Raw genomic sequence first — 20,114 nt, forward strand, 5'->3', positions numbered from 1 at the left:
GGCTCAGCCGACCTTGCCGGGATGGACCGTCTTGGCGATCTCCCGGACGGTGTCGGCGTTGGTGACACCGGCGATGGTGGTCCGCTCGGAGCCGATGCGGACGAAGTGGCCTTCCTTGACGGCCTTCAGCCCCTTGGTGGCGGCGTTGTCCTGGAGCCACTTCTGCGCCTCGTCGAACGCCGCCTTGTTGGCGGCCTCGCTGCCCCGGTCGCGTACGCCGAGCTGGATCCAGTCCGGGTTCTTCGCGATGACGTCTTCCCAGCCGACCTGCTTGAAGTCGCCGTCGCAGTCGCCGAAGGCGTTGCGGGCGCCCGCGAGGGTGATCACGGCGTGGGCGACCTGGCGGTTGCAGACGACGGAGGGCTGCTTGGTGCCGGCGTCGTAGTCGAAGAAGAAGTAGGTGGGCCGCGAGGCCTCGGGAACCGACCGGACGGCGGCCTGGACGCCGTCCACGGTCTTCGTCATCCCCGCGACGAGCTCCCCGGCCTTCGCCGAGGTGCCGGTGACGGCGCCGAGGGAGGTGATGTCGTCCTGGACGGCGGACAGATCGGTGACGGGGCTCTTGCGGTCGGCCGCGCAGGCGGTGGACTTCAGGAAGACGTGCTTGATCCCGGCGGCCTTGAACTCGGCGGCGGTGGGCGCGTCGCCCATCCCGCCGCCGCCCATACCGCCCATCGAGGCGAAGGTGTCGATGTACAGGTCGGCGCCGGACCCGAGGAGCTTCTCCTTCGGGATGACCATCTTGCCCAGCACCTTGACCTGCTGCGCCCGCGCGTCCAGGTCGGCGGGCAGGGTGCCCTTGCCGGGCGGGAAGCCGGTCCCGACGACCTTGTCCCCGGCGCCCAGCCGCAGCAGCAGCTCAAGAGCGGCCGCGTTGCTGGTGACGATCTTCTTCGGGGCGGCGGCGAAGGTGGTTTTGGCGCCCATGCAGTCGGTGACGGAGACGGGGAATCCCCCGGCGGAGACGGCGGCCCCGGCCGCCGCGTCCTTCCCCTTGTCGGCGTCCTTGTCGCCGTCGCCGCAGCCCGCCGCCAGGAGGCCGAGCACCACGGCCGTCGTAGGCCACCACACGCGAGAACGCATCGAAACTCTCCAGGTCCACTTGGTACGCGGGCGGACCTCTGCCGCCCGGTTCCAGTAGTCGCGGCGGACCGTGGATGAGTTCCCGGCTTCTACGAGTGGTGGATCGTCTGGCCGTCGGGGATCCGGTAGCAGCCCGAGACGACCTCGATGCCGAGGCTCGGGCTGGGACGCTTGCCGTACGCGACGATCGAGACACTCACCTTCTTGGCGTCGTTGTCGGCGACGAGGTTGAGGTTCTTGTTCGGGCTGTTGTCGCGGTACTCGTCCTTCAGCACCCAACCGCCCGTGTTGAGCTTCGCCTTGAGGTGCTCCATGGCCTTGTCGACGTCCCCGGGGGAGTTCGGCTGGAAGTTCCACGGGTGGTAGACCTGGAAGTACTTCTCCTCGTCCATGCCCGAGCACGCCGAGATGCCGGGCCCGGCCTCCGAGGCCTTGCCGGGCACCCCGGTGAAGTCGAAGACCTGGCTGGAGACCGTCTGCACGGCGGAGCGCGCGTCGTCGAGGCTGGCTGTCCCCGCAAGGGGGATCTTCGAGGTGTCGTCGTCGCTCATGCCACATCCACTGAGAAGGAGTCCGGTCAGTACGAGGGGGAACAGGGCGCTGCCCGGCCGCCGACGTCGGCGGACGGCGGGGAGCGGTACGCGGAGCATGCGGTTCCTTGGTGGTGTCGGGAGGGTTGCTGGCAATGCGGTGGGTGCCGGGGCAGCCCGGCCGGCGCGCGTCAGTGAGGAGCGGTGACGTCGCCGTACTCGCCGATCACGACCAGCGCCTGGTTCTTCAGGGCCGTCGTGTCCTTGTTCCAGTACTCACTGTGGCCGTGCGCTCCCTTCGTCGCCGAGGGGCCGCTGCCCTCGGGGTGTGTGTTCATCTGGTTCGCGCCGAAGACCTCGTCGCTGGGGATGAGGAACGTGCCGCCGCCCAGCTTCCACTGGCTGCCGCCGTGGCCCCAGCGGCCGATGTCCGGGACCTTGTCACCGTCGGCCTCCTCGTTCCACACATGCCCCTTCGGCACGTCCATCTCGGCGGCCGAACCCACCTTCACCCCCGGGCTCCCCGCGAAGATCACGTCGTCGGCGTTGAGATCGCCCTTCTGGGCCGCCGCCCCGATGAGCGTGGTTCCGTACGAGTGCCCGATCGCCGTGCGGTGGGGCTCGCCGGAGCCGCTGTACGAGGCGTCGAGACCGTCCATGAACTTCCGGTACGCGGGCGCCCCGTCATAGGCGTAGTGCTCGAACGGAGCGTCCTTGACGATGTCCTGAGGGGCGTCGTAACCGAGCCAGGCGATGGTCGACACGTTGGCGCCCGGTTCGGCTTTCTGGGTCTGGCGCCACAGCTCCGTCGTCCGGTCGATGCTGCCCCCGAACCCGCTGAGGTTCGACGTCGTACCGGGCACGTACACGGCCTGGTGCCGGGCGGTGTCCGGGTTGCCGTTGGCCAGGATGGCCCGGCCGTTGCCCTCGGGGCTGAAGCCGAGCAGATACGCGTCGGGCAGGCCGTCCTGGCTGGTGCGGTCGAACCGGTTCTGGATGGCGTTCATGCCCTTGAGGGACGCCTCCAGGTGCCGGTACCGGTCGCCGTACTTGCGGTCCCACGCCATCCACTCGTCGGTGTGCACCTTGGAGGGGAACATACCGGCGGTGATCCACGTCCACTCCTTGGCGGGCGGCTTCGGGATCCCGTTCAGCTCCGTCTGGTACTGGCCGTGCGACGTGTCGAGGACCATACGGTTGGCCTCGTCCCGGACCGTGGCCGGGAGCCCGTCGAGGCCGCCGACGGTGTCGGGGTGCAGCGCGGTCCAGGCGGCCTGCTGGTCGGGGTCCAGGCCCTTCCACCAGTCGGCGTTGGCCTTGGGGCTGCCGTCCTTGGGGGCTGGGGGAGGGAGTCCAGATAGTGCCGGCCCGCCCCGCGCACGCCCTCGGTGTCCTTGGCGACGTCCGCCCAGTCCCCGTCGGAGACGACCAGGTCGTCGTCCGCCTTGAGCTTGCGCAGCTGCGGCGCCCACTTCTGGTCCGTGTCCGTGGCCTCCTTGAGGGCCTCGGTGATCCGGTTGGCGATGCCCTGGGCGATCGCGTAGTTCGGATTCGGGTGGAAGCGGGCCGTCTGATCCTGAAGTGCCAGGGCGGTCTTGTCCGTGGCGCCACTCGCGTTGCCGGGTCCGGGCGGGGAACCACCCGGGTTCTCCCCGGCCGCCGGATAGCTCACCGCCCCGTCCGCGCCCACCGTGAACTTGTGCTCGGCCGCCTCCGACAGCGCCCGCTTCAGCTTGTCCTGCGCCGGGCGCATGTCCGCCGCGAACGCCTTCAGGGCCGTCGCGACGAGGCCGCACTCGACCTGTACGTAGTGGAAGTCCTTGGCCACCTCGCGCAGTTGGCCGATCGCGCCGTCGGCCGTCTCGCCCTTCAGGACCTTGCGCATCTGCACGGTGATCCGCTGCTCCAGCGCGTCCTTCGCGCCGCTCGCCATGTCGCTGGACGAGCGGTATCCGGCCGCGGCCTCCTCGAACTCGTGCAGCTTGAGCGTCTTCAGCGTCTCGATGTCCACGGCTCAGGTCACTTTCCCTCGCCACCGACGGCCGGGGTGTCCTGGTACTGCTTCCCCAGTTCCGCGAAGAGGCCCTTGATGTTCTCGTCGGTCAGGAGCAGGTCGTTGCCGGCCCGCTGGAGCTTGCCCTGGAGCTCGGTGCACCGCCCGGACAGTTTGTCGAGATACGTCTTCCAGCTCTGGTAGACCTCGGACTGCGCGGCCGCGCTCTCCGCTCCGCCGGTGCCCAGCCCCTGCTGCCCCGTCTCCAGGGCGGTCAGCGCCTTCTTGAGGTCACCGCCCAGCTCGCCGACGGCACTGCCCGCCGCCGTCCAGGCGGCCTTGCTGGACTGCACGTCGCCCTTGCCGTCGCCGCCGCCGTCACCGGCCCCGGCCAGCCGCATCGAGCCCCCGCCTGCGGGACCGCTCTTGAGCTGCGCCCACTCCTGTGCGAACGAACTCACTCGTTCCCCCTGATTCACACCCGTCTCGCCCGTCACTCTGACCTTGCGCCGCCGCCAGGCTACAAGGAGCGGAAGCGGGGCTTCTGAGTACGGGTACTCAGATCCGTGTTCCAGGGGCTGTCGGGGATGGGCTATATTGGATCTTGAGTTCGCGCCCGCGATGAGCGGCTGCGGGCCCGGCGTTGGTGGTCCAAGGAAAGGCGCCCCACTTCCTGTGGGGAGATGTAGGTGCAAGGCCTGCCCAGCGCTCGATGAACGAGGGCCCTGGTCTCCGTATGGAGGCCGGGGCCCTTACTCGTATGCGGTCCATTCGGTCCGGGCGACCGACCCGGCGGTGGCCGGCGGCTTTCTGGGCCTGCCTCGGCGGTGTCACCCGCGTGGACGCCCTGTCGGCACCCTGTTGGCGCCCTGTTAGCGGGCTGTTGGAAGCGGCTGTGAGGATTCCCGGCGGGGCGGCGACGAGCCGTGATCCCATCCACTCGACATCGGGGGACCCATGAAAATCCTCAAGACCGCACTGATGACGGCCTCGGCCCTCGCCATGGCCGCCGGGATGACGCTCTCGTCCTCGGCGTCGGCCTCGGCCACGTCGACGAACGAGTTCGTCAACCAGAACGGCAACCACTGCCTGGCCATCGACATGGGGCAGGAGTACCAGGTCCTCGCGATCCTGTGGACCTGCAACCACAACCCCGACCAGCAGTGGCACGTCGCCGACCGCAAGGGCAGCGACGGCGGTGGCACCTACTACGAGATCAAGAACGGCTACGGCCAGTGTCTCGGCACATGGCAGGGCGCGACCGGCAACGGCACGAGCGTCGTCGGCTGGGAGTGCAACGGCAACCCGGACCAGCAGTGGTACGTCGACACCGTCTCCAGCGACCCGCGCTACTCCGCGATCCGCAGCCACGCGGCCTGGGCCAACGGCGACGGCAACAAGTGCCTCGCCCAGTACAACGGCAGCGGCGACGGCGCCCCGGTCGTGATCTGGGACTGCAACGGCAACAGCGACCAGCACTGGATGCGCGTCGGCTGACATCGGTGAGGGTGAGCGGGCGGACGCCCGCCCGCTCACCGGCCCCAGCCGGGCGGCGGCCGTCCCCGTACACCGGGCGACCGGTCAAGGGGAGACGAAGAGGTCAAGGGGAGACGAAGAGGTCAAGGGGAGACGGGGAGACGAAGAGGTCAAGGAGAGACGGGGAGACGAAGAGGTCAAGGAGAGACGGAGAGACGGAGAGACGGAGAGACGGAGAGACGAACGATTGACGTTAACCGTCAACCGACGCACCCCACCTGCGCGAACTCCGGCACCATGGCCCCATGAGCGTGATCATCGACATCACCGGACTGCCGCCCGAGCGCCTCGTGTTCAGCCCCGCGCCGCTCGCCGAGCTGTGCGCCGCGCTGCACGCGCTGGCCGAGCCGGGGCACCACCCGGGGCTGCACGGGTGGACGACCGCGACGAACGCCGCCCTCAAGCCGGACCTCGCGGACCGGCTGTGCGAGGCGGAATTCCTGTGGACGTCGTCGTTCTCCGACATCGCGCTGCCGTTCGCCGCGCTGCCCGACGCGCACGGCCGCCCGGGCGCCACGCTCGCCGAGGACCTGGACATGCTGGACCGGCTCGACGACGACGTGTTCGTCGACGCCGCCCTGGAGATCTCCTGCACCAGCAACTACGGCCGCGGCGGCCCCTCCCCGCTCAGCGACGCCAAGGCCCGCGCCCACGCCCTGGAACGCGCCGCCGCCCGGGGACCGAGGCAACTCGACTTCGCCACCCGCCTCCTGGAGGACCCGCCCGCCCTGCGGGCCTGGACCCGGCGGCTCTTCGAGGACTGCGCCGAGGCGTTCTTCGACGACGTCTGGCAGCGCGTACGCGTCGAGCTCGCCGCCGACGCCCGGCACAAGACGCAGGTGCTGCGCCACAAGGGCCTCGCGGAGGCGCTGGCGGAGGTCTCGCCCGCCGTCGCGCTCGAGCAGGACGGGTCCCGTATCAGCGTGGACAAGCTGAGCAGCGGCCGTACGCACGCGCTCGACCCGGCCGTCGGCCCCGGCGTCACCTTCGTCCCCTCCTCCTTCGGCTGGCCCCACCTGTGGGTGCTGCACGCACCCCGCTGGCGCCCGGTGATCCACTACCCGGCCGCCGCCCCCACCCTGACCGGCCCCGGCTCCCTGAACCTGCTGGAGCTGCGGATGGAGGCACTCTCCCACCCGATGCGGATCCGGATGTGCCGCTACCTGGCCCGCGCCGCGTACACCACGACCGAACTCGCGGCCGCCCACGACATCAGCGCGCCCGAGGTCTCCCGGCACATCGCGATCCTGAAGAAGGCCGGCCTGATCACGACCCGCCGCCGCGGCCGCTACGTACACCACCAGTTGGACCTGACGGTCGTCGCCCGCCTGGGCAGCGACTTCATCGAGGGGGTGCTGCGCTGAGGTACGCGGTGGCCGTACGCCAGGGCTGGGGAGCCCCCGGGCCCCTGCGAGGGCGGAAAAGGCTGCCCTCCCAGGGATTCAAAATCTGTTACCGCCGTTGTCGAATTTGATGGCAGGCGCGCCGAGGATTTCTTGCGCATCGGCCGACCGGTGGAAAATTCGGCATATTCGCCGGGCGGGGGCCTCCTATCCGTGCTACTGTCGATCTCAGTTGCAGTTGTGGTTCCCAAAAACTTCAAGTGCCCTCGCCGAAGCTCCGCACTCAGGGGTCCGGTGGGAGCACTTTTGTATGTCCCGGTCTTTTCTCCGGGCGGGGTAATCATCGCAGTGACGCGGAGTTCGCACGGTGCGGGCTCCGGGAAATGCCCCGAAGGAGATTGACATGGCTGCTGGTACCGTGAAGTGGTTCAACGCGGAAAAGGGCTTCGGCTTCATCGAGCAGGAGGGCGGCGGTCCTGACGTGTTCGCCCACTACTCGAACATCGCCGCCCAGGGCTTCCGCGAGCTCCAGGAGGGTCAGAAGGTGACCTTCGAGATCGCGCAGGGCCAGAAGGGCCCGACGGCCGAGAACATCGTTCCCGCCTGATCTTGACGCAGACGCGTCCCGCCGTAGCGCGGACGCCTCCGTCTTAGCTGGGGCCCGCACCTTGGGGTGCGGGCCCCAGCTGTTTTGTTTCGGGGCCGAACCCCGGACCGCATCACCGCATCACTTCGCATTCCCATGCGATTCCCCGCATCAGATTGGCTCGTTCTTGCGATTCCCCGTGCCACCCGTTTTCCCCGGGAATTCCTTGATACGTGCCGCCGCAAGCAGCATCAAGGAAGGTTCCTCTTGAACCGCACACGTACGGGTACGCGCTCGGATTCTCGCTCGGGCGCCCGTTTCTCCGGCGCCCGTTCCGGATCCCGATCCGGACCCCGCACCGGCTACGGCCGCCGCCCCTCCGCCGTACAGGGTGAATTCGCGCCGCCGCAGACGCTCACCCCCGCACTCCCGGCCGTCGAGGCCTTCGCCGAGCTGGCCCTGCCGCGCCCGCTCCTGGCGGCGCTGAGCTCGCAGGGCGTCACCGTGCCGTTCCCGATCCAGGCGGCCACCCTGCCGAACTCGCTCGCGGGCCGCGACGTGCTCGGCCGGGGCCGCACCGGCTCCGGCAAGACCCTCGCCTTCGGCCTCGCGCTCCTGGCCCGTACGGCGGGACAGCGCGCCGAGCCGCGCCGGCCGCTGGCACTCGTCCTCGTACCGACGCGCGAGCTCGCGCAGCAGGTCACCGACGCGCTCACCCCGTACGCCCGGTCGCTGCGGCTGCGCCTGGCCACCGTCGTCGGCGGGATGTCGATCGGCAAGCAGGCCAACGCGCTGCGCTCGGGCGCCGAGGTCGTCGTGGCGACGCCCGGCCGCCTGAAGGACCTCATCGAGCGCGGCGACTGCGGGCTGGACCAGGTCGCCGTCACCGTCCTCGACGAGGCCGACCAGATGGCCGACATGGGCTTCATGCCGCAGGTCACCGCGCTCCTGGACCAGGTGCGCCCCGAGGGCCAGCGGATGCTGTTCTCGGCCACCCTGGACCGTAACGTCGACCTGCTGGTGCGCCGCTACCTCAGCGACCCGGTGGTGCACTCCGTCGACCCGTCGGCGGGCGCGGTCACCACGATGGAGCACCACGTGTTCCACGTCCACGGCGCCGACAAGCACCGGGCGACCACCGAGATCGCCGCCCGCGACGGGCGGGTGCTGATGTTCCTGGACACCAAGCACGCCGTCGACCGCCTCACCGAGCACCTGCTCAGCAGCGGTGTACGGGCGGCGGCGCTGCACGGCGGCAAGTCCCAGCCCCAGCGCACCCGTACCCTGTCCCGGTTCAAGACGGGGCATGTGACGGTGCTCGTGGCCACCAACGTGGCGGCGCGCGGCATCCACGTCGACGACCTCGACCTGGTCGTCAACGTCGACCCGCCCACCGACCACAAGGACTACCTCCACCGCGGCGGCCGCACCGCCCGCGCGGGCGCCTCCGGCAGCGTCGTCACCCTGGTGACGCCCAACCAGCGCCGCGACATGAGTCGGCTGATGGCCACGGCGGGCATCGTCCCGCAGACCACCCAAGTGCGCGCAGGCGACGCCGAGTTGGCCCGTATCACCGGAGCGCAGGCCCCCTCGGGCATCCCGGTCACCATCACCGCCCCGGTGTCGGAGCGCCCGCGCGCCGCCGCCACGTCGCGCGGCCGCCGCAGCCGTACGGGCCAGGACCGGCGCGTACGCGGTACGGGGCAGCGCAGGCCCGCCGCGGAGGCGGCGGCATAACCCGCCACACGAGCCTGCTCCCCCACCCCCTCTCCTTCCTGGAGGCACCATGCGTTGCGTCATCGCCCGTTTCCCGTTCGACCTCTCCAAGAGCGGGGTGGAGAACACGATGAAGGGCGTCAAGCCCCAGCCCGTCGTGGGCGAGTCCGTGCTCATCGGCCGCCGCCGCTACCCCGTCATGCAGGTCGGCGAGGTCGTCACGCGCCAGGACCGCCGTGACTTCAGCGCCCGGGAGGTCGTCCGCGCGATGACCGCCCTCGGCTTCGCGTGCCGCGTCGCCCCCGAGGCGCTGCCCGCCCGCGACCTGACACCGCTCCAGGCGGCGTCGGAACTGCTGGGCGCACCGACACCGGCGTAGCCGCACCGTACGGGCCAGGGCCCTGCCGACGCGCGTCGGCAGGGCCTCACCCATGTCCGTGTGACGGCCCTGCCGACGCGCGTCGACAGGCCCTCACCCATGTCCCGGTGTGACGGCGCACCCCCCTCATGCTGTTGAATTCACCCGGCCCGCTTTATGCCGTACACCGAGGTGACAGTGACAGCAGATAACCCGCTCAGCGATCGTCTGGACGATGACGACTACCCCGCCTACACGATGGGCCGGGCCGCCGAGATGCTCGGCACCACGCCCGCCTTCCTGCGGGCCCTGGGCGAGGCACGCCTGATCACCCCGCTGCGCTCGGAGGGCGGCCACCGCCGCTACTCCCGCTACCAGCTCCGTATCGCCGCCCGCGCCCGCGAGCTCGTCGACCAGGGCACCCCCGTCGAGGCGGCCTGCCGCATCGTCATCCTGGAAGACCAGCTGGAGGAGGCGCAGCGCATCAACGCGGAGTACCGGCGGGCGGCGCAGGAGAAGGACGACGGGCCCGCCGACTCCGCCTGACGAGGGTGACGCGTTCACCCCGCCCACCCCTCCTACCCCGGACAAATGTCCCGCCGTTCTCGGGACAGCGGTCTCTGCCGCCGTGTGCCCAGGTCGGAAAGGCTGTTCAGGTCGTCATGACCGTGACACCGAACACCGAACACCGACCGGGGACAACAACTCATGGATCAGTCGCTCGTGGACCGCACGCTGGATTACCTGAGCGCCGGGGCGGCGGGGGACGTGGCGGCGCTGGACGCCGTCCACGACCCGGGCTTCGAGAGCATCCGGTGCGACGGGGCGGGGCGGGTGGTGGCCCTGTCGAGGGCCGAGTTCCTGTCCCTCGTCCGTGCGCCGCGCGAGCGGGGGCAGAGGGGCGAGCGGATGGGTGACATCGGCTTCCTGGCGACGAGTGAGTACGACGGCCACGGGGCGGTGATCGTACGCCGTGTCCAGGGGGGTGTTCCCGTGCTCTGCACCTTCGTATGGCGCCGGGAGGAGGGGGAGTGGACCACGCTGCTGCGCGCGTTCACTTTCGCGCCCCATGCCATGCCCGGTGCCATGCCCGATGCCGCGCCCGATTCCGTGCCCGATGCCGCGCCCGATGCCGCGCCCCCTTCCCCGCCCGATTCCGTGCCCGTTTTCCTGCCCGATTTCCTGTCCGATCGAGGACGGGATCTGGCCTAGATGCTGCGTAGCGTGGAGGTCGGAAGGCAGGGAGGCGCAGGGCCTCCCCGCTCGTAACTCCCGTATCAAGAGGGCGGACATCATGGTCACTCACGTTCCCGCAGAGGCCCACGGCGACGAGCGCGGCGCGCTCCTGGCGTTCATCGAGGCCCAGCGCGGCGGGCTGCGGCGCACGCTCCTCGGCCTCACCGAGGAGCAGGCCGCGAGCCGCCCCAGCGCCAGCGAGCTCTCGCTGTCCGGGCTGCTCAAGCACGTGGCGGAGTGCGAGCTGATCTGGCTGCGCCTGGCCCAGCAGCGGCCGAACGAGAAGCAGCGCGAGGAGTCGACATGGCACGAGAGCTTCGAGCTGGTCGGTGACGAGACGGTGCCGCAGATGCTGGAGTTCTGGGACAAGGTCGCCAAGGAGACCGAGGAGTTCGCCCGTTCCGTGCCGTCCCTGGACGACACGTTCCCGCTGCCGGAAGCGCCGTGGTTCCCGAAGGACGGCCGGGTCTCGATGCGCTGGATGCTGCTGCACCTGATCGAGGAGTTCGGACGGCACGCCGGGCACGCGGACATCGTCCGGGAGTCCCTGGACGGCAAGACGGCGTTCGAGCTGGTGGCGCTGGCGAACGCGTAGGAGCCTGCTTCCGAACCCCGGAGCACTTATCACGCCGTGATAACCCGGCTGTTGAACGAGCACCGGTGACGAACGGCTTCCGGCTGACGCCGGTTCCCCGTCTCACCGGTGCTCCCACCACAGCAGAAGCCAGCCGACAGCCTCCGAACCGAGACCGCATACGGTCCCCACCAGCACCTGGCGCAACAGCGAGTTCGCGAACGGCTCGGGCGCGGCGCCCGCACACGGGTGAGAACACGAGCGAGCGCGCGGACGGGAACACGCGCACCCGCACGGACCCGACCGCCCCGCCACCCGCGGACGCGGACGCCGACGCCGGCGCGGACGCGCGCGCCCCTCTTCCGCCGCTTCGGATCCTGATCCCTCGGCCATGTCGTCCATACCTCTCCCTGAGACCTCCGGAACGGGCCTCATCCTGGGGTGAGCGGACGGTGTTGCGGACCCGGAACCGCGTTGATGATCCAACCGGCAGCGTTCCCACCCGCCCCGCGCACCCGTTGCCGCGGGCGCGTCGCCTGTTGCCGGTGTTGCCGCCCCATTCGGCAACGGCCAACCCCTTGCCCCACGCCCGCGATGCGCCAAAGTGGTGTGGTTCGGTTCGGCGCACTCGGTGGGGAGAGCATGAGCGGCAGTACGACAGGGACCCGGCTGTTACCGCTGAAGCCGGGCCTGGGCCCCGAGAAACGCGCCCTCGCGGAGGATCTGCGCAGCCTCTTCCTCACCCTCGACGTGAGCGTCCGCCGCTACGCGGCACGGCGGCACCTCAACGCCAGCTCGGTCACGCGCTACCTCAGCGGCGAACGCGTACCGCCGTGGGACTTCGTGGCCGGCGTCATCGTCGACTCGGCCGAGGAGACGGAACGGCCCCTGACCACCGAGGCCGAGGACGCCCTGCGGGAACTGCACCGCGCCGCGCTCAAGGCCGGGCGCCGCAACAGCGAGGTCCAGCGGTTGCAGGACCGGCTCGCCGACACGGACGAGGAGATCCGGCGGATCAAGACCCGGGCGCGTGCCCTGGAGGAGGCGCTGGGCGACCGGAACCGCCGCCTGTCCGACCTCCAGCGCCGCTGTCTGCGGGCCGAACAGGTGGTGGAGGAGCAGCGGTTCGTGCACAGCGCCGAACTGGAGCGCTGGGAGGGCGAGTACGAGCGCCTGCACACCGAGCGGCAGGACCTGCGCGAGCAGGTCCTCTTCCTGGAGGAGGCCCTGGCGGTGGCCCGGGCGGAGCTGATCGCCGCCGAGGAGGAGTGCCACCGCCTGGAATCCGAGCTGGAGGCCTCCCACGAGAGCGAGAACCGCGTCGCGGCCCCCTCGCTCATGGAGGCCCTGGAGGCCACCGACCGCACGGCCACCGTCACCGAACTCGTCGACCTGGTCACCGGACTCGAAACCCGCACGCAGCACGCCATCGCCAGTGAGCTGGTCACCTCGGCCAGCCGCAGCCGCGAGATCGCCGAGGTGTCCGCCCTGCTGACCGGGCTGTACACCGCGGGCCTGCACCATCACGCCGAAGCCGCGCTGCCCGCCATGGTCATGATGCGGCCGGTGGCCGATGTGGCGGGCCTCATCGCCGCCCTGTCCGGTGCCCGGCTGCGCCCACCGGTCGTCACCCTTCTCCAGGCCTCCGTACGCCTGCACACCCCGCAGGACGTCGCGGGCCTCGCGGGCATGCTCCACACCGCGGGCCTCGCCGACCACGCGGTCAGCCTGCTCGGCGCCGCCGCCGTCACCCGGCCGCTGCCGGATGTGATGGGCGCCATCGGCTGCCTTCACGCGCCGGGCTTCGCGCCCCTGGTCCGGTCCGCGCTGTCCGCCGCCGCCTGCCAGCGTCCGATACGCGAGATCCTCCGCCTCCTGAACCTGCTCTTCGAAGGCGGACTCGGCCATCTCGTCGCGGGGATGACCAGCGCGCTCGCCGCCCAGCGCACGGCCTCCGACGTGGCCGAGTTCCTCGCCTTCGCCCGTATACGCGGCCTGGACCACCTGAGGGAGGCGGCCCTCGCCGAGACCGAACAGCGCGACATCGCCCACCTCACCGACCTGATCTACGCACTCCAGCGCACCGGCAACCACATGGCCACCGATGCGGTGCTCCTCCGGGCCGTCGCCGGCCGGGCCCCGGCGGACGTCGCCGTACTGATCAACGATCTCCATGTGTCGAGCAGCTTCCACGAGTCCTCGCGCGCGCTGGTCGCCGCCCTGGCCAAACCCTCCGCGGCAGAAGTCAGAGCCCTGGTCGGCGCACTGGACCAGGGGTACGCCGGAGCCGACGCCGTACTCAAGGGCGCGGCCCGCGTCTGCACACCGGGCTCCGCCGCCGCCATGGCCGCCACCCTGGAGGCCTGCGGACTCCACGAGCAGGCCGAAACGCTGTTCCAGTGCTTCGTCCGCACCAAGCCCGCGGGCCACTGCGGCATGTTCCTGCAAGGCCTCCACGTCAACGGCGCCCCGAGCATGACCGCCGCGTCACTGCGCCGGCGGGCCCATCGCAGCACCATCCTCGAACTGGCGCAGCTCATCCGCGCCCTCGACACCCCCGCCCTGCGCAGGCACCTCGACGTGGTGCTGCTCGCCTGCGCGACAGCCAGGTCGGCCACCGACAACACGCTGCTGCTCAAGAACCTCAGGGACAACGGCACCTCGACGGACGGGCGAGCCGAGCGTGTGGTCACCCGCCTGCTGGAAGAGGTCGTCGCCCACCAGCCGGTACCCGGCCAGGTGGACCTGCTCCTCGCCCTCGCCATGGCCGACCTGGGCGACTGCGCACGCCACCTCGAAGCCCTGGCCACCCGGACCGAACAGGCCGTCGCCTTCACCAAGCTGCTGAAGGCGACGAACAGACAGCACGAACAGCGGCCGCTCTCCCGCTCGTTCTGGCGGGCGAAACGCCCCTGAGAGCCTGTCTTCGAACCCCGCGCCCGTACGGCTGTCAGCGCCGCGCGAGCAGCTCCAGCGTGTCGATCACCCGGTTGGAGAAACCCCACTCGTTGTCGTACCAGGCGACGACCTTCACATGACGGCCGTCCACCCGCGTCAGAGCCGAGTCGAAGATGGACGAGGCGGGGTTGCCGGTGATGTCGGAGGACACCAGCGCGTCGTCCGAGTACTCCAGTACGCCCGCGAGCGGACCCTGTGCCGCCGCGCGGTACGCGGCCAGCACGTCCTCGCGCGTCACATCACGCGCGACCGTCGTGTTGAGCTCGACGATCGAGCCCACCGGGACCGGCACCCGGATCGAGTCGCCGGACAGCTTGCCGTCGAGGTTGGGCAGGACGTGGCCGATCGCCTTGGCCGCGCCCGTCGTGGTCGGCACGATGTTGACCCCGGCGGCGCGGGCGCGGCGGGGGTCGCGGTGCGGGCCGTCCTGGAGGTTCTGCTCCTGGGTGTAGGCGTGCACGGTCGTCATGAACCCGTGCTCGATACCGGCGAGTTCGTCGAGTACGGACGCCAGCGGGGCCAGCGCGTTCGTGGTGCAGGAGGCGTTGGAGACGATGGTGTGCGCCTCGGGGTCGTACGCGTCGGTGTTGACGCCGAACGCGAGGGTGACGTCGGCGCCCTCCGACGGCGCGCTGACCAGGACCTTCCGCGCGCCCGCGTCGAGGTGAGCGCGGGCGGCCTTCGCCGAGGTGAAGCGGCCGGTCGCCTCCAGGACGAGGTCGACGCCCAGCTCGGCCCACGGCAGGTCGGCCGGCTCGCGCTCGGCGAGCACCTTGATGCGGCGGCCGTCGACGACGAGCGTGTCCCCGTCCACGCTCACCGGGCGGCCGAGCCGGCCCGACGTCGAGTCGAAGGCGAGCAGCCGGGCGAGGGCGGCGGGCTCGGTGAGGTCGTTGACGGCGACGACCTCCAGCTCGCTGTCGCGCTCCAGCAGCGCGCGCAGCACATTGCGTCCGATGCGGCCGAATCCGTTGATGGCGATACGAGTCATGGGTCGTGTCCCTTCGTCCCTGAGCCTGCCTCTGAGGTTCGCCTCCAGCCTCGCGCGCGGGCGCCGCGCGGTGGCAGCGGCGTGAGCGCCACGGTTCGAAAGGATCTCGCCAGGCGCCGCGGTCGCCGTACGGTCTCGGCTACTCGCCCTGCGCGAACGTACGCCGGTACTCGCTCGGCGTCGTCCCCAGCACCCGCTGGAAGTGCAGCCGCAGATTCGCCCCCGTGCCAAGACCCACGTCCGTCGCGATCTGCTCCACACTCCGCTCGGAGCGCTCCAGCAGCTCACGGGCCAGATCGATCCGGGCACGCATCACCCACTGCATCGGCGTGTACCCGGTGTCGTCGACGAACCGCCGCGAGAACGTACGCGCCGACACCGCCGCGTGCCGCGCCAGCGCCTCCAGGGTCAGCGGCTCGTCCAGGCGGTGCAGCGCCCACTCGCGGGTCGCGGCGAACCGCTCGCCGAGCGGCTCGGGCACGCTGCGCGGCACGTACTGAGCCTGCCCGCCGCTGCGGTAGGGCGCCGCGACCAGGCGCCGGGCCGCGTGGTTGGACGCGGCCACCCCGAGGTCGCCGCGCAGGATGTGCAGGCACAGGTCGATGCCGGAGGCCGCGCCCGCCGACGTCAGCACACTGCCCTCGTCGACGAACAGGACGTTCTCGTCGACCCGTACGAGGGGGTGCTTGGCGGCGAGGGCCCGCGCGTAGTGCCAGTGCGTGGTGGCGCGCCTGCCGTCGAGCAGGCCCGTCGCGGCGAGCGCGAAGGCGCCGGTGGAGATGGCGGCGAGCCGCGCGCCCCGCTGGTGGGCGGCGACCAGCGCGTCGAGAACGGCCGGCGGCGGATCCTCGCGGCCCGGGAAGCGGTACCCGGGGACGAAGACGATGTCCGCCCACGCCAGCGCGTCCAGGCCGTGGGCGACGGAGTACGACAGCCCGTCACCCCCGGCCACCAGCCCGGGTTCCGCCCCGCAGACCCGTACCTCGTACGGCATGCTCGCGCGGGTCGTGAACACCTGCGCGGGAATCCCGACGTCGAGCGGCTTCGCGCCTTCGAGTACGAGTACGGCGACGCGTCGGCGCGGGGAGATCGGCACGGGCCAAGCGTACGAGGGGGAGCGGGGCGCGCTTCGCGGCCTAGCATGCTCGTGTCCGTCGCTCGGACGGGACGGGGGAGGCGCGGTGCGACAGCTGGCAGCGGCGATCGCGATGGAGGGTACGCCGGTGGGGGAGTTGAGCCTCGGCGGCCAGATCGCCGCCGTGGTGTTCCCCCTGCTGGTGGCGGCGCTGGGCGGGGCGATCGTCACCGACTTCAAGGGCCTGGCGACGTGGCACCGCCGGCAGGCCGGGCCGGGCCCGTCCGCCCCGGCGGACCGCACCACGACGGTGATTCAGAAGATCGTCGGCTGGTGGTTCCTGATCGCCGGCCTCGTCCTGTCCCTGGGGGTGCTGGTCAGCGTCCTGTCCGGCTGACGCGTGCCGGGCGGGCCGAAGGGGAGGGGCCGCTTCATCCGTACGGGGTCCGGGCGGGCCGCCCCGGCGATACCGTGAAGGGGTACGCCGAAGGACTGCCCAGGAGCCCTCGATGAGCCAAGAGCCGGCCCCCGCCGCCGCACGGCAGCAGCTGGAGCCCGCGGCCGCCGACGCGGTACGCGCCTACGCCGCCAGGACCCGCGAGAACGCCGACCGGCTCGCCGCCGTACTGGAGGACATCGCCACCCATGGCCTGCCGTCGGCGGAGGAGTGCACGCCGTGGGAGGACCTGCGCGAGCAGCACCTCGCCCGCCTCGTCGCCCAGCGCCCGGCCGTGGCCTGATGGCGTCCGGCCACGGCCCCCGGCGCGCCCGGATCGCGTTCAGCGACTCCGCGGCCAAGCAGCTCGAAGAGCTCACCACCGAACGCGAGATCCACGCCCTGGACCGCGCCCTGGTGGCCCTCTCGGTCACCCCCGAAAGCGGCACCCCGATCCCGGGCAACGCCTCCGGCCCCGAACTGCGCGAGTACGCGGACGAGATCGAAGCGGTGCGGATCCTGTACTGCCTGACCGCGCTGCGCACCGTGGTGGTCGTCGCGTACATCGAGGTGTAGCGGCGCGGCGAGCTCACCAGGGCTCCGATGCCGAGCCGACGCCCGGCTCGCCGCCCCCTACGGCTCGCCCCGCCGCGCGGCGAGCTTCTTGATGCACCACGCGGTGACCGCGAGGACCGTGCCGGAGCCGAGGGAGGCGAGGAAGCCGGGCAGGCCCGTCCGCAGCAGCGCGTTCCAGGACAGGTCCAGGGGCTGCTGCGCGGGGACGATCGCCGGGGCGTCCGGCGGCTCGGTGGCTGAGGCGTCCGGCCGTGCCGGGGCGGTGGCCGGGGCGTTCGGTGGCGCCGGGTGTACCCACGCGGTCGCCACCACTCGTGTGTGTCCGGCCGGTTGGGCGGGAGCGGTGGCGGCGAGGAGGATCAGGAGGACGGCCCCGGCGCGTGCTGCACGGCCGCCGCCGGGCCGGGCGCCTCGCGGTCGGCGGCCAGGGAGTGCCCGCTCCGCGGCCCGGTGGCGGTAAACATACCCGCGTCGGACACCTCGCTCTTTAGGATGACTCATTGCGCCCCTTGTGGCGTGAAGGGCCGGGCCGCCCCCGCTGCCCGCTGACGGCGGCCCGGTTCGTGAAAACCGGCGGCGGATCACCGACCGGCCCTTCCAGGAGACGCCCCCGGCGGGCGGCACCCGTACCGCTTCGACCGGGCAGCGACCGTCAGTGCGTTCCTGACACGGCGCTTACGCGGCGTTGACCTGTGGGACTCTCGTTTTTTCTGACGAGATCTGACAGGGGGCCCGGCCGTGCCCGTACCGCAGCTGGCGCATGAGCACGAGGAACCGGTGGGCCCGCAGCAGCGCCTGCGCGAGCTGCTGGAGCGGCTGACGGTCGCCGCGGGCAGCCCGTCGGGGCGCGACATCTCGCGCCGCATCAGCACCGGCGTACCCCCGGAGCCCCTGTCGCATCAGACGGCGTGCCTGATCCTCAAATGCGAGCGCCCCACCACCGAGAAGAACCTGCTGCGCGTGGTGCGGCAGCTGCTGCGGATGGACCCGTGCCACACCCAACTGCCCGACGAGGAGCGGCGGGCCCGCGAGAGCGAGGTGTGGGAGGAGGCCCACGTCCTGTGGGCGGCGTGGCGCTCCGACCTCACCCGCCGTGCCGAGGGGCCGCTGCCGGGGGCGTTCGCCGCACAGCTGCGCGGCGCGGTCCTCGACCGGCCGGGGGACTACGGCGCCCTCAGCCGCCGCCTGGAGAAGCACCTGCCGGCCGAGCAGGCCAAGGCCATGTCCCCGAACCTGCTCAGGGCCTGGACCGAGGGGACGCGTACACCGCAGCTGCACGAGCTGGAGCTGCTGCTGCGCCTGCTCGCCGAGGACGGCCGCGCGCTGTCCGCGCACGACCACCAGGCCCTGATGTACGCCTACTTCACCCTCCTGCGCCACCACGACCCCGACCGGTTCCGTCAGCATCTGCTCGCCGCCGAACGCGATGCCCTGCGCGAGTACACGGCCCACCTGGAGAGCGCCCGGGAGCGGGCCGTACGCCGACAGCAGCAGGAGCGGGCCGAACACCTCGCCGCCCTGGCCCGTATGCGCGGCCGGCTGCGCGAGGCCGAGGAACGGGCCCAGCGCGCGGCCGTCCTCGCCCGCCGGCGCGGGGACGACGTCGTCCAGCTGACGGACGAGGCGGAGAGCCTGCGGGCGGACCGGGACGCGGCGATCGCCGCCACCGGCGTCGCCGAGGGCCAGGTGGTCGAACTGCGCCGCGAGCGCGAGGAACTGGGACGCCGGTACGTGGAGCTGGCCGCGGTCAAGGAGGCCGAGGACACCCTGGCCCGGGCCGCCGAGGAAGCCGCGACCTGGCCGACCGCGGCGGAACACCTGCGCCCGGCGACCTACACTCCTGTCGCCCCCGACTCCCCCTACACGTACGACGCGTACGGCACGTACGTCGATCCCTACACCGTGGCAGACCCGTTCCTGCTCCCCGGGCACGACTACGCCGATCCGTACACCACCGCGGACACCCCGACCCTCCAGCTCACCCTGCGGCTCGCCCGTCCGACCACCCGTCCGACCACCCAGCCGACCGCCCGTCCGGCCCTGTCAGCCCTGTCAGCCCCGTCAGGGCTGTCAGCATCTGACACCTGCACCGCACCGCCCCGCCAGGCCACCGTCTTCGGCGCGGGCACCGCCCCGTGGACGGTGGTCCGTTCCGTTCCACGCCCCGCCCTGCCCCCGGCACGGTGCGCGGACCGCGCAGGGGTCCCGGCGGAGGCCCCGGAGCCCCCGACCCGCCCGCAACGCCCGCGCGGACGCCTGCGCTCCCTGTTCCGACCCGGCTACGGCCGCCACGCGCGACCACGCGCCTGACCGGTTCCGCCCACGCCGGTGACGATCCCCTGCCGACCGGTCTCCAGGGCGCTCAGCACGTGACGCGGGCCACGACCCACGCTCTACGGGCGGCGGGCCAGCAGATGGGTGTCCAGGAAGCCCCGCTCGGAGGCCGGGTCGTGGAGCAACCGGGCGAAGGTGACGAGTCCGGCCCCGGCCAGCAACTCGGCGAACCGCTCCGGCGGCCAGCTGTAGGCGGGCGCCACCTTGTGGTCGAAACGGACCGGCTCCGGGCCCTCGGTCCCGAAGAACGACACCATGAGCAGGCCCCCCGGTGCCAGGACACGCACCTGCTCGGCGAGCAGCGCGGGCAGTTCCCCGGGCGGGGTATGGATCATCGAGTAGTGGGCCAGCACGCCGCCGAGCGCGCCGTCCTCGACCGGCAGGGCCTCCATGCGCGCCTCGTCGAACCGCAGCGCGGGATGGGCCCGCCGAGCGTGGTCGACCATGGCGGGGGAGAGGTCGAGCCCGAAGGCGTCCAGCCCCAAGTCGTGCAGCATGGCCGTCAGATGACCGGGGCCGCAGCCGACGTCGGCTGTCCGCGGGTTCCCGGTGTCACGTACGAGCTCGGCGAAGGTGGCGATCATGTTCCGCGCGAACGGCCGCGTCTCCAGCCGGTTGGCGAACATCGACGCGTACAGCTCGACGACCCCGTCGTAGGCGGCCCTGGTCTCGTCCTGGTGCTTCACCACGGGGAGGAAACTAACACCCGCGCTGCTCGCAGCTGTTCGCGGCTGTTCGGAGCTGTTCGGAGCCGGTCTACGGCCGCATTCCGACCCTTCGAGAAGCCCT

At 71.5% G+C, this 20,114-nt stretch carries 22 protein-coding genes; 13 read left to right on the forward strand and 9 right to left on the reverse strand.

Features of this window, described 5'->3' with window-relative positions; all coding sequences use genetic code 11:
• Positions 1–3 precede the first annotated feature (3 nt).
• From BX283_RS39335 to BX283_RS39350, 5 genes are all read right to left on the reverse strand, one after another.
• Positions 4–1,083: an ABC transporter substrate-binding protein gene (locus BX283_RS39335; RefSeq protein WP_180357520.1), complete on the reverse strand. Its 1,080-nt coding sequence runs from the start codon at positions 1,081–1,083 to the stop codon at positions 4–6.
• A gap of 89 nt (positions 1,084–1,172) precedes the next feature.
• The gene (locus BX283_RS39340; RefSeq protein WP_257584516.1) at positions 1,173–1,634 is read right to left on the reverse strand and encodes a hypothetical protein; all 462 of its coding nucleotides are present in this window, start codon (positions 1,632–1,634) and stop codon (positions 1,173–1,175) included.
• A 170-nt stretch (positions 1,635–1,804) separates the two neighbouring features.
• Positions 1,805–2,806, reverse strand: coding sequence for an alpha/beta hydrolase (locus BX283_RS42280; RefSeq protein ID WP_306822876.1), 1,002 nt, complete (start codon positions 2,804–2,806; stop codon positions 1,805–1,807).
• Positions 2,764–3,624, reverse strand: coding sequence for a hypothetical protein (locus tag BX283_RS42285; protein WP_306822877.1), 861 nt, complete (start codon positions 3,622–3,624; stop codon positions 2,764–2,766). Before BX283_RS42285 ends, BX283_RS42280 begins: the two co-directional genes overlap by 43 nt.
• A gap of 8 nt (positions 3,625–3,632) precedes the next feature.
• Complete coding sequence (locus BX283_RS39350; protein ID WP_257584517.1) at positions 3,633–4,067, reverse strand: hypothetical protein; 435 nt, start codon at positions 4,065–4,067, stop codon at positions 3,633–3,635.
• Between the two features lie 496 nt (positions 4,068–4,563).
• On the opposite strand from BX283_RS39350, the gene BX283_RS39355 reads away from it, so the two are divergent.
• From BX283_RS39355 to BX283_RS39400, 9 genes are all read left to right on the forward strand, one after another.
• Positions 4,564–5,103, forward strand: a complete 540-nt coding sequence (locus BX283_RS39355; protein WP_101392981.1) for an RICIN domain-containing protein — start codon at positions 4,564–4,566, stop codon at positions 5,101–5,103.
• A 284-nt stretch (positions 5,104–5,387) separates the two neighbouring features.
• Positions 5,388–6,506, forward strand: coding sequence for a DUF5937 family protein (locus BX283_RS39360; RefSeq protein WP_101392982.1), 1,119 nt, complete (start codon positions 5,388–5,390; stop codon positions 6,504–6,506).
• A 382-nt stretch (positions 6,507–6,888) separates the two neighbouring features.
• The gene (locus BX283_RS39365) at positions 6,889–7,092 is read left to right on the forward strand and encodes a cold-shock protein (protein ID WP_101392984.1); all 204 of its coding nucleotides are present in this window, start codon (positions 6,889–6,891) and stop codon (positions 7,090–7,092) included.
• A 246-nt stretch (positions 7,093–7,338) separates the two neighbouring features.
• The gene (locus BX283_RS39370; RefSeq protein WP_101392985.1) at positions 7,339–8,808 is read left to right on the forward strand and encodes a DEAD/DEAH box helicase; all 1,470 of its coding nucleotides are present in this window, start codon (positions 7,339–7,341) and stop codon (positions 8,806–8,808) included.
• Positions 8,809–8,857: 49 nt separating this feature from the next.
• Positions 8,858–9,166: an SCO5918 family protein gene (locus BX283_RS39375; RefSeq protein WP_101392986.1), complete on the forward strand. Its 309-nt coding sequence runs from the start codon at positions 8,858–8,860 to the stop codon at positions 9,164–9,166.
• 177 nt (positions 9,167–9,343) lie between these two features.
• A complete protein-coding gene (locus BX283_RS39380; RefSeq protein ID WP_101393053.1) occupies positions 9,344–9,691 on the forward strand; it encodes a MerR family transcriptional regulator in 348 nt (115 codons plus the stop codon).
• Between the two features lie 177 nt (positions 9,692–9,868).
• Complete coding sequence (locus BX283_RS39855; protein ID WP_180357521.1) at positions 9,869–10,357, forward strand: nuclear transport factor 2 family protein; 489 nt, start codon at positions 9,869–9,871, stop codon at positions 10,355–10,357.
• 82 nt (positions 10,358–10,439) lie between these two features.
• Positions 10,440–10,976: a DinB family protein gene (locus BX283_RS39395; RefSeq protein WP_101392989.1), complete on the forward strand. Its 537-nt coding sequence runs from the start codon at positions 10,440–10,442 to the stop codon at positions 10,974–10,976.
• 621 nt (positions 10,977–11,597) lie between these two features.
• Positions 11,598–13,871 carry a hypothetical protein gene (locus tag BX283_RS39400; RefSeq protein WP_101392990.1) on the forward strand — a complete coding sequence of 758 codons (2,274 nt, stop codon included), beginning with the start codon at positions 11,598–11,600 and terminating at the stop codon, positions 13,869–13,871.
• A 34-nt stretch (positions 13,872–13,905) separates the two neighbouring features.
• Here the strand turns inward: BX283_RS39400 and gap are convergent, their stop codons facing one another.
• On the reverse strand, positions 13,906–14,904 hold the full coding sequence (gene gap, locus BX283_RS39405; protein WP_101392991.1) for a type I glyceraldehyde-3-phosphate dehydrogenase: 999 nt from the start codon (positions 14,902–14,904) through the stop codon (positions 13,906–13,908).
• Between the two features lie 139 nt (positions 14,905–15,043).
• Positions 15,044–16,000, reverse strand: a complete 957-nt coding sequence (locus BX283_RS39410) for a GlxA family transcriptional regulator (protein ID WP_101392992.1) — start codon at positions 15,998–16,000, stop codon at positions 15,044–15,046.
• A gap of 85 nt (positions 16,001–16,085) precedes the next feature.
• Between BX283_RS39410 and BX283_RS39415 the strand changes: the two genes are divergently transcribed.
• From BX283_RS39415 to BX283_RS39425, 3 genes are all read left to right on the forward strand, one after another.
• Positions 16,086–16,376 carry a hypothetical protein gene (locus BX283_RS39415; protein WP_101392993.1) on the forward strand — a complete coding sequence of 97 codons (291 nt, stop codon included), beginning with the start codon at positions 16,086–16,088 and terminating at the stop codon, positions 16,374–16,376.
• Positions 16,377–16,488: 112 nt separating this feature from the next.
• Positions 16,489–16,719 (forward strand): hypothetical protein, encoded by a 231-nt coding sequence (locus BX283_RS39420; protein ID WP_101392994.1) that lies wholly within the window; start codon positions 16,489–16,491, stop codon positions 16,717–16,719.
• Positions 16,719–16,991: a hypothetical protein gene (locus tag BX283_RS39425; protein WP_101392995.1), complete on the forward strand. Its 273-nt coding sequence runs from the start codon at positions 16,719–16,721 to the stop codon at positions 16,989–16,991. The genes BX283_RS39420 and BX283_RS39425 overlap by 1 nt, the downstream gene beginning before the upstream one ends.
• Before the next feature lie 57 nt (positions 16,992–17,048).
• Here the strand turns inward: BX283_RS39425 and BX283_RS39430 are convergent, their stop codons facing one another.
• Positions 17,049–17,300 carry a hypothetical protein gene (locus BX283_RS39430; RefSeq protein WP_143676652.1) on the reverse strand — a complete coding sequence of 84 codons (252 nt, stop codon included), beginning with the start codon at positions 17,298–17,300 and terminating at the stop codon, positions 17,049–17,051.
• A gap of 429 nt (positions 17,301–17,729) precedes the next feature.
• Between BX283_RS39430 and BX283_RS39435 the strand changes: the two genes are divergently transcribed.
• The gene (locus tag BX283_RS39435) at positions 17,730–19,301 is read left to right on the forward strand and encodes a hypothetical protein (protein WP_101392997.1); all 1,572 of its coding nucleotides are present in this window, start codon (positions 17,730–17,732) and stop codon (positions 19,299–19,301) included.
• Between the two features lie 83 nt (positions 19,302–19,384).
• Here BX283_RS39435 and BX283_RS39440 read toward each other — a convergent pair whose 3' ends face one another.
• Positions 19,385–20,014 carry a class I SAM-dependent methyltransferase gene (locus BX283_RS39440; protein ID WP_101392998.1) on the reverse strand — a complete coding sequence of 210 codons (630 nt, stop codon included), beginning with the start codon at positions 20,012–20,014 and terminating at the stop codon, positions 19,385–19,387.
• Positions 20,015–20,114 lie beyond the last annotated feature (100 nt).

The sequence above is a fragment of the Streptomyces sp. TLI_146 genome (assembly GCF_002846415.1).
Lineage (GTDB): Bacteria > Actinomycetota > Actinomycetes > Streptomycetales > Streptomycetaceae > Streptomyces.

Bases quoted from the DNA above. Each gene is read 5' to 3' on its own strand.
- BX283_RS39335 (WP_180357520.1), bottom strand. From the start codon at position 1,083: ATGCGTTCTCGCGTGTGGTGGCCTACGACGGCCGTGGTGCTCGGCCTC.
- BX283_RS39340 (WP_257584516.1), bottom strand. From the start codon at position 1,634: ATGAGCGACGACGACACCTCGAAGATCCCCCTTGCGGGGACAGCCAGC.
- BX283_RS42280 (WP_306822876.1), bottom strand. From the start codon at position 2,806: ATGGTCCTCGACACGTCGCACGGCCAGTACCAGACGGAGCTGAACGGG.
- BX283_RS39355 (WP_101392981.1), top strand. From the start codon at position 4,564: ATGAAAATCCTCAAGACCGCACTGATGACGGCCTCGGCCCTCGCCATG.
- BX283_RS39360 (WP_101392982.1), top strand. From the start codon at position 5,388: ATGAGCGTGATCATCGACATCACCGGACTGCCGCCCGAGCGCCTCGTG.
- BX283_RS39365 (WP_101392984.1), top strand. From the start codon at position 6,889: ATGGCTGCTGGTACCGTGAAGTGGTTCAACGCGGAAAAGGGCTTCGGC.
- BX283_RS39375 (WP_101392986.1), top strand. From the start codon at position 8,858: ATGCGTTGCGTCATCGCCCGTTTCCCGTTCGACCTCTCCAAGAGCGGG.
- BX283_RS39395 (WP_101392989.1), top strand. From the start codon at position 10,440: ATGGTCACTCACGTTCCCGCAGAGGCCCACGGCGACGAGCGCGGCGCG.
- BX283_RS39400 (WP_101392990.1), top strand. From the start codon at position 11,598: ATGAGCGGCAGTACGACAGGGACCCGGCTGTTACCGCTGAAGCCGGGC.
- gap (WP_101392991.1), bottom strand. From the start codon at position 14,904: ATGACTCGTATCGCCATCAACGGATTCGGCCGCATCGGACGCAATGTG.
- BX283_RS39420 (WP_101392994.1), top strand. From the start codon at position 16,489: ATGAGCCAAGAGCCGGCCCCCGCCGCCGCACGGCAGCAGCTGGAGCCC.
- BX283_RS39425 (WP_101392995.1), top strand. From the start codon at position 16,719: ATGGCGTCCGGCCACGGCCCCCGGCGCGCCCGGATCGCGTTCAGCGAC.